Source organism: Moorena sp. SIO3I8 (genome assembly GCF_010692325.1).
Classification (GTDB): Bacteria; Cyanobacteriota; Cyanobacteriia; order Cyanobacteriales; family Coleofasciculaceae; genus Moorena.
The window spans coordinates 43,955-52,266 of the sequence record NZ_JAAHHW010000044.1 but is presented as its reverse complement, the minus strand read 5'-3'; the positions used below and the strand labels follow the sequence as shown (position 1 = coordinate 52,266).

At 43.1% G+C, this 8,312-nt stretch carries 7 protein-coding genes; 4 read left to right on the top strand and 3 right to left on the bottom strand.

Annotated features, from left to right (window positions below):
• Positions 1 to 151: 151 nt before the first annotated feature.
• The gene (locus F6K51_RS18095; protein ID WP_293022424.1) at positions 152 to 1,363 is read right to left on the bottom strand and encodes a site-2 protease family protein; all 1,212 of its coding nucleotides are present in this window, start codon (positions 1,361 to 1,363) and stop codon (positions 152 to 154) included.
• 68 nt (positions 1,364 to 1,431) lie between these two features.
• Positions 1,432 to 1,803, bottom strand: coding sequence for a hypothetical protein (locus tag F6K51_RS18090; protein ID WP_293022422.1), 372 nt, complete (start codon positions 1,801 to 1,803; stop codon positions 1,432 to 1,434).
• A 355-nt stretch (positions 1,804 to 2,158) separates the two neighbouring features.
• On the opposite strand from F6K51_RS18090, the gene F6K51_RS18085 reads away from it, so the two are divergent.
• The 4 genes from F6K51_RS18085 to F6K51_RS18070 all read left to right on the top strand — a co-directional run bounded on the left by F6K51_RS18085 (position 2,159) and on the right by F6K51_RS18070 (position 7,903).
• The gene (locus tag F6K51_RS18085) at positions 2,159 to 3,004 is read left to right on the top strand and encodes a pentapeptide repeat-containing protein (RefSeq protein ID WP_293022420.1); all 846 of its coding nucleotides are present in this window, start codon (positions 2,159 to 2,161) and stop codon (positions 3,002 to 3,004) included.
• 255 nt (positions 3,005 to 3,259) lie between these two features.
• On the top strand, positions 3,260 to 4,045 hold the full coding sequence (locus tag F6K51_RS18080; RefSeq protein ID WP_293022418.1) for an HAD family hydrolase: 786 nt from the start codon (positions 3,260 to 3,262) through the stop codon (positions 4,043 to 4,045).
• A gap of 747 nt (positions 4,046 to 4,792) precedes the next feature.
• Entirely contained in the window at positions 4,793 to 5,884 is a 1,092-nt protein-coding gene (locus tag F6K51_RS18075; protein WP_293022416.1) for a hypothetical protein, read from the top strand.
• Positions 5,885 to 6,601: 717 nt separating this feature from the next.
• Positions 6,602 to 7,903 (top strand): tetratricopeptide repeat protein, encoded by a 1,302-nt coding sequence (locus F6K51_RS18070; protein ID WP_293022413.1) that lies wholly within the window; start codon positions 6,602 to 6,604, stop codon positions 7,901 to 7,903.
• Positions 7,904 to 8,118: 215 nt separating this feature from the next.
• On the opposite strand, the gene F6K51_RS18065 is transcribed toward F6K51_RS18070, so the two are convergent.
• Positions 8,119 to 8,274: a hypothetical protein gene (locus tag F6K51_RS18065; protein ID WP_293022410.1), complete on the bottom strand. Its 156-nt coding sequence runs from the start codon at positions 8,272 to 8,274 to the stop codon at positions 8,119 to 8,121.
• Positions 8,275 to 8,312: the final 38 nt, after the last annotated feature.

Below are 8,312 nucleotides of genomic sequence, written 5' to 3'. Positions count from 1 at the left end.
CCTATCTCCCTATCTCCCTATCTCCCTATCTCCCTATCTCCCTATCTCCCTATCTCCCTATCTCCCTATCTCCCTATCTCCCTATCTCCCTATCTCCCTATCTCCCTATCTCCCTATCTCCCTATCTACTCTCTTTGAATGCAACTCGGTATTAGGTGTTTGTTAGAGAATTAAGGGTTTTAGCAATTTCTACCAGCTGAAACCCAGGAGGATAAACCCCCTCAGCTTTGATGCGCTCAATAGCAGCCGGTGGGATAGCCAAATTTAGCTTTCTAGCAACAGCTCTGACTATATCACCCCGGTCAATGACACCTGCCACAGCTTCTGCGGGAGAAAGTACGCTTATACGCTTAAGGTTAAGCTCCTCTAAGCTGTTAATCACCTCCACCAACGGTGTTTTCTCCTCCACTGTGGGAATTTCTGATAAAGGGCGCACTATAGTTTCCAACGTCTCAGTGTCCCAACGACTACGCTCGACAAAATGTAAATCCTCAATTTTCACTAGCCCACGATAGCGTCCATTAGCTGCAGCGTAGTAGGGCATTGGGTTTTGCCTATCGGTTAAGATATACTCATCAGCAAAAGAACGTAAGGTCTGGTTGGCTTCCACCACCCGAAAGTCACGGGTCATGGCATTAGATGCCATAAGCTTAAGTAAGACTTCTTGTATGGTGGTTAGCTGGTCATAGGCGCTGGCATTGCGAAAAATAAACCAGCCAATCAGAGTTGGCCAAATGAATGACAAGGTACCAGTCAGCAGAGTCATTCCTAATCCCAAGGATAGGGCTACAAGCCCAAACCCCTTACCCGTTCTGGCAGCCCAACGGACACCTGTAAATAGATCCCCAGTTAGTTTCCAGACTGCTGCTTTCAACACTTGTCCACCATCTAAAGGTAGACCAGGAATTAGGTTAAATAATGCCAAGACTAGGTTGATTCTAGCTATCTCATTGGCGATGGTATATCCCCAAGCCGAGGTGGGTAATGTCAGAGTTAGCACATAAAACAGACCAAAGAGGATGAAACTCACTAATGGTCCTGCGATCGCTACTTGAAAGGCTTCTGCTGGAGTCTTTGATTCTCGGTCAATGGACGCAATCCCGCCGAATATAAATAGGGTAATCGAATTAACTTTGATGCCTTGGGAGAGGGCAGCTAGACTGTGACCTAATTCATGTAAAAGTACAGAACTAAATAACAACAGTGCCATCGCCAATCCAGCTACCCAAGCCAAAATCGACCCTAGGCTAGAGTCGAACTCTCGTGCATTAATCATCGTTACCAATAGCAAGATGAAAAACCACGATGGGTCTAAAAACAGTGGGATTCCGAATAGAGAGCCAACTCGCCAACCTGATAGCATCACATTTTCCTTCTCTGAGACCTTCGATACCTGTACTATCCAGGATAAATTAACTCCTCTGTTCTGGGTTATGGCACTGCCACAGGCATCCGCTCACTCAGACGACTGTTTAGGTCTGCAAGTAGGTCATTGCCACTACGACGAGCTTCCCAAGGACCGGTGTTATATTTATCGATTATCCACTGCCCATTGATAAAATCTTCTGACTCAGCCAGGGTACCAATATACTGGATTGGAGTCGATGAGCTGGAGATGTATCGCTTGGTAAATTGGATGCGCCGTCCGATTACCTCACCACTTAGCTGGGCTTCTCCTAAGTAGCCGTCATCCAAACTATTGCCAGTGATGGTATTCTTGCTTTGAACCAGAGTTGCTTCAAACCGGGTGGGTACTCCCCCTTGCCAGTAAGTTCCGAGCCAAGTGCCAGTTAAGTCTGCCATGAACACCAAATTTTAGTGAGGAGTTAACTCACCATTATACTATAATATTGGTCTATATAGCAAATTTAGATAGGTGCTGAGATTAAGAAGAAACCGAAAGAGGAGGAAGACACCGGAACCAATCGCACCTTTATCTGTTGGTTAACACAAACACACTCTCGTGATTCCCCCGTCCCTATTCCCTATTCCCGATTCCCTAATATTTCATAATTGTCTGACCAATACACGATTACACTATCATTGCGCTTTTTGCTGGCACTTTGGCAAATAAAAGTAGCATAGTCTAGCAATAATAATTCATATTAGATGCCATATAGCAATACCACCTAGCTTATTAGTTGTCAAGGTTAAAGGAATGATGATGGATGGGGAAGAATTACTGAAGCGATATGCTGCTGGAGAACGGGACTTTCCAGAAGCTAATCTACAGGGAGTATCTCTGGCGGGAGTAAACCTGAGCCAAGCTAACCTACGACGTGCTAATCTCAGCCAGAGTTGTCTCAAGGACGCTATTCTTAAAGGTGTCAATCTGCGAGAAGCGAATTTATCTGGTGCTAATCTACAGGGAAGTGACCTGTGTGAAGCCAACCTCATTGTTAGTAACCTCAGTCAAGCAAATCTAGCCAAGGCTAACTTGAGTAATGCCAATCTACGCAGTTGCCGCCTGATTGGAGTCAATCTCAGTAAAGCTAATCTGAGTGAAGCAATTCTGAGTGAGGCAATTCTCCAGGATGCTAACTTGAGTCACGCAAAACTGATTAGCACATCCTTGAACCGAGCCAAGCTTTCCCAAGCCCTCTTGGAGGGAGCGATTTTGGAGGGAGCATCCCTCAACAATTGTATTCTGATCGAAGCCAATCTGATTGGGGCAAATTTGTCCCATACCCTACTCAATGGAGCCAACTTGACTAAGGCCAATCTCAATCAAGCAGACTTGAGTGGTGCCATAGCAAGTGGCTGCACCATGAGAAACACTATCCTAACGGATGCGAATCTCAGAGGAGCAAGGATGAGTTGGACAATTCTCCATGGTGCTAATCTCACCAAGGCTAATTTATACCGAGCTAACCTGTGTTGGTCGAATCTTAGCGAGGCAATATTGATTGAAGCTGTTTTAATTGATGCTAATCTGAATCAGGCTAACCTGCGTGAAGCTAAACTTAGCAAAGCGATCATGCCAAGTGGCAGTCAGCATCAATAGTTGAACAGTTGAAGCCAGATTTTGATCAGCTCAATCAGGACCGAATCCCAAAGTCTAGTAGGATATCGAGCAATTCTACTCAGCCGATCCGATTGCGAACGCGCCCCGGGTGGCCTACGGCCAATCGCGTTGGATAGGAAACTGACATGAGGCTAAAACTTACTAAAACTTAATCAACTGTTCACCACTCAAACTGTCCTCCCAGGGTTTAGTATGACATTCGGTGAATAATTAGCTGGAAGTTCCTATAATTTTATGTCCCTTGCACCTCTGTCTGAGGCTTTTGAGACTAATCGCTTTGAAAGTATTAGTTTAATTGCTACCGATATTGATGGCACTCTAACTCTGAGTGGCAAATTTACTTCCTCCTTATTCCATGCCCTAGAAGAATTGACCAAGACAGGAATCCAAGTATTGCTGATTACTGGTCGTTCCGCTGGCTGGGTTAATGCTCTGAAAACTTATCTGCCGGTCACAGGAGCGATCGCAGAAAATGGCGGTCTATATTTCCCCAAAGATAGTGAAATCCCAGATATCTTAACCCCTATTGAAGATTTAAACCAGCATCGCCAGAGTCTCAATCACACCTTCCAAGTCCTAAAAGCTCAATTTCCCCAGCTACAAGAATCTGTGGATAACCGCTTTCGGTTGACGGATTGGACATTTGATGTTAATCGATTAGCCTTTGTCCAATTACAAACCCTGGCAGAACTCTGTCAACAACAGGGTTGGGGCTTCACTTACAGTACAGTTCAGTGCCATATTAAGCCAATCGAGCAAGATAAAGCAACAGGCTTGCTACAAGTGTTAACCAGACACTTTCCCCAACTCAAACCAGAGGAGATTATCACCGTTGGTGACAGTCCTAATGATGAGTCTATGTTTGATACCAGCAAGTTTCCTTTATCAGTAGGGGTGGCTAATGTCTTAGACTACACTAGTTATTTGACTCATAAGCCAGCTTATGTGACTTATGCTAAAGAATCTGAAGGCTTTTGCGAGTTAGCACAATTGTTACTACTGAAAACCTTTACTGGATAAGTGGTTTGGGCTGCACGGCTTGGCTGATTAATGGAATGATTTAGGGTAATTGGTAATTGGTAATTGGTAATTGGTAATTGGTAATTGGTAATTGGTAATTGGTGATTGGTAATTGGTAATTGGTAACCGGTGATTGGTAACCAGACATGATATCAGTTGTTAATTTTCCTATAGCGTTTCCATTTGATGTGTGAAACAAGCACTGTCTTTAACTAAGACTTTCAGCTAGTTTTGTGTTCACGACTCATTTAGCGCTATATCTGATCATTGTGTTGTTTTTTTTTTTTAAACTTTAACAAAAATTTACATAATTATCATGAATCACGTTTATCATGTGTATAAATAATACAAAAACGTAAGCTATCAGCATATGCTTACCTTTGAATTCTCATGAATCTCGAACTATTAAATTGTCCTGTTTGCGCATTGCGTATCGGCGCACCCTAGGGGAACGAGGTTTATTTTAAGGATTAGGCTGAGTGCTTACGATTTTATTTCTATGACAACGGGATGCACCTACTCAAATTACCCATTATCCATTACCAAGTATTCATTACTAATGATTCCTTAATTATTACCTATTTATTGTAATGTAAATCACCGAATAATTTGTATTTATGATTAAAATAGAGTGATCTATAGCTTTTTTTTAAAAGCTTATCAAAATTATTTATATTAACGCCAAAATTTAAAACTACTTTACTTTAAATTAAGTATAGTAGTTTTAAGAAATCCGAGGAAAAAGCTTTGCTGATAAACACTTCAAGATTCAACAAAACATCGGTTGAGCGCTTAGTCAATTTTTGGTCAAATCGCTATGTACCAGATTTATCAATTATCTCTAAAAATAATGATGTTTTAAAGATTTATGATTTGCTAGACGTTGCTTCTAGAAAGGGGCGCACTCAAACAGTTACCAAGTTACACCGTTTAATCCAAATTAACTGTGAGTGTGCGGGAATTAAAACAGATGCTATGTTCTCGTATATTCCTAATGTGGTTAATTTGACCGAGGCTAAGCGAATTGCTGAATTTGTTTGCTCCGTTTACCAAAAGGTACTGGAAATTTACCAGGAGCAATCGCCGAATCCTAGTTTAATGGCAGCAATACGACTAGGAGAGACAATTAATTTCTTCACAGATTTCTCTAGCCCGTGGACAATGGTAGCGCTAGAGTTGCCAGCTATAGAAAAGCTAGCCACCTCTCTCGAACCTGTATTGCGGCAAATCCGGGAGCAACATATATCAGCAAAAGACCGTCGGGCCATTGGTTTTGTTACCACACAGTTTCACTTCAGCACTAAATTAGTACTCAATCGGCTGACATTGCCAGAACAAATTTTGCTCAGTCCCTACTTTAAGTTTGTGGAGGAGCAAGTTTCTATCCCCTGGCAACGAATCTGTAATGCAGCGGCTTTGCATGATTTTAACTCACCTACCTTAGCCTTAGTGGAGCAACTCTTACCTGCTAGTCAGGATATTGCTCAGACTGTCTACCAACGCACAGTGGAATTGCAATCTGGTCATTTTAGCCGTCGGGGAGGGCTGGACGATCCAGGAATTAAGGCTTCGACTATCAGAGATTTAGAAATGTTCCAGGGTTACCTATGGCTATGTGCTTTGGAGGGGAATATGACATCAATAGAACAGGAACTGTTGCCGTTGTGTTTACTGGTATTTCCTAGCGTAGACGTAAGTTGGAAGCTGGCGGAAAAAATGTTGCAGTTGCTGGTGGATGAACTAAACGCTCGTATAGAGTCAGATCAGATGTACCTGTTGCTTCCTTATACTCAAGGACTGCTGGAGTTATTCTCTGACCTGGAGCAGAAGGCGTTATGATATCATCTAGCAGTCCTAAATCTTAGTGGCAGGAACAAACTTCGTCCCGGAAGCGGTCGGACTAGTGCAGGCGGGCATAAATAATACCAATTCTTCAAAGTAGGACTACAGATGCAGATGGCCAGATGGGGAGATGGTCAGATGAAATTGATGTGTAGGTGTCTCAGCCCTAAGAATTGGTATAACTCCCCAGGCGGATCAGGTGGCTTACCGCAGAATATGGCCAGATTTGACACTCCCCGCCCGCTTATGGACGGGGATTCTTAGTTCCTCGACATGCCTTAAAATTAGCTATCCTAAAAGGCAATACTTAAGCCGAATACCCGTTTAAAAACCAAGTCTTTAGCCTAATTTAACTAATGCCAGTGGGCTTATCTCCCTAAGCGTTGAGTTTCCTCAGTTCCCGTGTGCCCCACGGTACTTTCATTTTCTAAGGTTTGCTTTACTGGTTTTTGGTATCCGCTAGGATCCATACGTTTTTAATGAGGTTTTTCGCGCCTCATGTACTAGCATCGCTTTACGTCGTGGGCTTAATGACAGTACCGACGAATCCTGTCTGTGCTAGGCTACTCCTTTAGTATAGCAAATTAATTAAAAGCCGTCGTTCGCGTAGCGTGGCCAAAGGCCAACGAAGGACGGGGCTTGAAACCCATCTTTTTGGTCAATTTGAACCTAAAATCGCTAGCCTAACTGGTAGTAACCTTCTTTAGTTTCCTTATGGCTACCTTGCGCTTACATCCTCTCAGACTCAAACTAAGCAACTGGGCAATTATAGCATTATCCGCTGCTATACTCCCGTTATGTTTTGCTAGTGTGACCTTGTGCCAATCCAATGATAATGATAATCCCAATCCATTGGAACTGACTTCTCCTGATCCCCTCCTTCCTTCGTTATCCCCAGACGAACCTCTCAACCCTTCCGAACGTTCTAGACTCAGCCAAGCTTTGGATGAACTGAATGCTGAAGCTCAAGCTGAATTCAAAGCTGGTAATCAATCCAAAGCCTTTGAGATCTGGTATCGGGAAATCCGACTGCGGCGAGTGCTAGGGGATCCAGTGGCAGAAGTGCAAACTTTGGGCAGAGTAGGAGGAGTTGCCTGGAATGAAAACAATAAGCAGTCAGTGCAACTAATTACGGCACGCTTGGAAGAGATTCAGCAGGAAAATAAAGCAGAAGACTCGATCAATCTGCCACTCTTAAAAGCTTTGGGTAAGGCTTATGAACAGATCCGAGTACCAGGACAAGCCTTGACAGTTTATGAGCAAATTCTCGCTGATGCTCGCAACCAGGAAGATATGGCAGCGGTTGAGGCTACCTTGAAGACCATGGGTCAATTGCACATGGCTTGGTTTGATTATCCCAAAGCAGCAGAAACCTATGAGGAATTACTGGCTCAAGCTCAGAATCAAGCTCAGAATCAACGCGATGTTCCTTGGCCTTTGGGCCACGCTACGCGAATGGAACCGCTTCGCGAACGCATAAATGAACAAGAACAAGTGGCTTATTTACAAGAGCTAGCTTATATCTACGACCAAGACCAACAACCAGACCAGGCATTGCCCAAAAAGCAGCAATTAGTGGACATTTACCTCAATCAAGGCAATGATACCCAGATTCCAGCCCTGAAAATTGCGATCGCATCTGACTACAACAGCCTCAATCAACCAGAAAAAGCTAGTCAAACCTATCAAGAAGCCTATGCCTTAGCCTGGTCTCTACAGCAGTTTGCCCATGCTAGCGAAGCACTACAACCTCTAGCAGAACTTTACCTGACCTCTAAGCAGCCAGAGTTTGCCTTGCAAGTTTATGAGGTTTTGCTTCAAGTTGAGCAAAAATCCTATAATTACTATGGCTTGATGAACACTTACGACAAAATTGGTCAAATTTATCTGGATATGAACAACTATCCTCAAGCCTTAGCAGCCTTTCAAAAAGGGCTAGACTTAGCTGAATCATTGCAGCATCGAGAAGCTTATTTTGTCAATAAAATTCAGTTAGTGAATCGGCAAAATTCGTAGTATAATTGTACTTGGATAGTTTAACAATTAACGACTATAGTTCAGGGAATCGGGAATCGGGAATCGGGAATCGGGAACTTTTGATGAAGTAGTTATCGATTAAGTTGGTATCTTTATACCAATGGTGGAAATTAGGACTAAAGATCAATTTCATTTCCGTATCTCCCCATTTCCCTATCTCCCTATCTTCCCATCTCCGGAGCTAGACAACCGCCTCACTCCTCACCGTTATCTGAATCATCAGAGTCGATTAACAAATACAACAATGCACAAATAGCAGCAACAATACCTAACAATGGAGATTCAGTAGAGAGGGTTAGAACTAGTAACACAATTTCCAGAAGGGTTTGGAAGCTTTCGAGATTGTTCATGAAAATTGTTTCAGGTGAACTACAATTTCATCAAACCC